The following is a 2,326-nucleotide window of genomic DNA, read 5'->3' as shown; positions in this document are numbered from 1 at the left end:
AGGACAATTAGACGGGCATCGGGAAACTCGGCGCGAATGGCAGTAATCGCTTCCACACCGCTTAACTCTGGCATCCGCAAATCCAGCAAGGCAACATCGGGCTGATATTGCCGAAACAGCGCTACCGCTTCACGTCCGTTGCCTGCTTCTGCCACGATCGTCATGTCGTCTTCGCTGTTCAAAATCAGCGCCAACCCCTTGCGAAGCGGCGGGTGGTCATCAGCGAGAAGAATGCGAATGGGTTGAGTTTGAGTCATACCAGGTCACCCTGCGAGTTAGTCATACTCTTACTGGTTTAATTTTCCTTCTGAATAATCGGTACTGTCACCTTCACTTCAGTTCCTTTTCCTAATTGACTGGTAATGGCAAATGCGCCACCGAGACGATCGCTGCGTTGCTGCATCCCCATCAAGCCAAAGCCGCCGCTGTTGCGCTGCAGCTGAGGGTCAAACCCCTGTCCGTCATCCTGAATCTGGAGTTGAATCTGGTCAGAGTCGTAGGTGAGCGTGAGCAGGATAATTTGAGCATTGGCGTGACGAATGGCGTTGTTGAGCGCTTCTTGCCCAATCCGCAGCAGGTTCATCCCCACATCTGCTGGCAATGTGTACACCGTGCCGACAACCGCTACCTCGACTTGAACAGAGTTTTCCGTGGATCGCTGAGCCGCCAGACGCTGCAGCGTACTCACGAGGTGTCGGTAGTCTTCGGCTTCAGACTGTAATGCCCACACCGATCGTCGGGCTTCTGCAAGACCGGAACGCGCCAGTTCCTGGGCAAAGGAGAGGCAGGATTGCGCTTGCTCTGGTTTGCGAGTGAGGAAACGGGTAGCGGCTTCGAGCTGCATGCTAATGCTAGTGAAGGATTGGGCAAGGGTATCGTGAATTTCGCGAGCCATGCGGTTGCGCTCTTCGAGCAAGGCGGTTTGCTTGGTTTGCTGGACCAAATCAGCCATTTGCAGCGCGAGGGCAGCATGGTGGGCAAAGGTGCGGCACTGCTCAAAGCGCGATTGGTTGGGTGGTTGGTCGGTGGTAAAGGCAAGTCCCATAAAGCCTAAGAGTTGCTCACCGAGCGTGAGCGGAATCATGGGAATGGTCTTGTGCCCCTGTGCTTGATGCCAGGGAATGGCGAACTGCCACGCTTCGGGTGAGGGCTGGTTCAGATCAAGCCAAACAATTTGCCGTTGTTGAATCATATGCCAGGCGGAAGTGAGGTCTGCGGGCACGGGGGAACGCCAGATTGCGGCACGAGGATCGGTGGCAATATCTACAGGTTCACCATCCAGCACGAGGACAGTCATCTGCAAGGTATCAGTGGCAGCTTGATAGACAAACACAGCGCCACAATCGGCACGGCTTGCCTGAATTGCCTCTTTTAATGCGCTTACTAGGAACGACTGCAAATGATCGGCGCTAGTGAGGTGGGCGATCGATCGTCGAAGCGCCTCGTTTGCCTTCACGAGTTCCGCCGCCTGTTCTTGAGTGGCTTTTTCCTGTTCACGAGCGATTGCCGCTTGCTGTGCCTCCTCTGCTAATTGGCTAAGGCGAATTGCCAGCGTTACTTGTTGAGCAAGCGCATAGCCGAGTTCTATCTGGTGTTCTGCAAACGGGCGATCAATCGGCTGCCAAAAATTAAGGACTCCAAAACAGGTTTCCCCAACAATTAGCGGTAAATTGAGCTGCCAACTCACCCCAAGCGCTTCATACCAACTAGCTGGGTCGCTCACGAACTCTCCTTCAGCAGGTTGGACTGAGGGATCAAACAAAGCAACAAAATGCTTGCGGCGATCGCTAAACTGCCGTTGCTCAAGCATGTAGGAGGGAACCTGCACGCCTGACTCACTCGCTGGATGATCATGCTGTTGTCCAAATCCATGAATCTGGTTGTGTCCCCACCAGCCAACGATTTTAGCGATATTTGGATTAGTGACTTGCCAATATTCTGCGAGTGGTGCGTCAAACTGTTCAGCAGCAAGCCGTAAAACATGCCCAATGAATTGATTGAGGTCAGTTTCCGTCGCGAGGACATCGACCGATTGCTTCAGCGCCTCATTCGCTCTCGCCAGTTCTGCTGCCCGTTCTTGTGCGGCTTTTTCTTGCTCACGAGCGACAGCCACTTTGCGGACCGTTTCGGATAGACGCTCCATCTCCACTGCCAGCAAAACTTGACTTGTGAGTGCCTGAATCATTTCAATCTGTTGCTGTGTCGGCGGAATCTTTGAAGTAAGAGCGAAACCAATCCAGCCCACGGTCTCTTCCCCACGTCGCAACGGAACGTAGGCAACTGCATGGGCACCTCTCGATTCGTGATAGTGCCTGACTTCGGGGAC

General features: G+C 53.8%; 2 protein-coding genes. Both read right to left on the bottom strand.

The annotated features are described in order from the left end of the window. A partial coding sequence (locus H6F43_RS11150) for a response regulator transcription factor (protein ID WP_190342836.1) occupies window positions 1-257 on the bottom strand: 257 nt, incomplete at its 3' end. Between the two features lie 38 nt (window positions 258-295). After that, window positions 296-2,326: histidine kinase (locus H6F43_RS11145; RefSeq protein WP_206754554.1), on the bottom strand; the 2,031-nt coding region annotated here is incomplete at its 5' end.

Source organism: Leptolyngbya sp. FACHB-36 (assembly GCF_014695955.1).
Classification (GTDB): domain Bacteria; phylum Cyanobacteriota; class Cyanobacteriia; order Leptolyngbyales; family Leptolyngbyaceae; genus FACHB-36.
The sequence above is the reverse complement of the archived record's forward strand: the minus strand, read 5'-3'. Positions and strand labels throughout refer to the sequence as shown.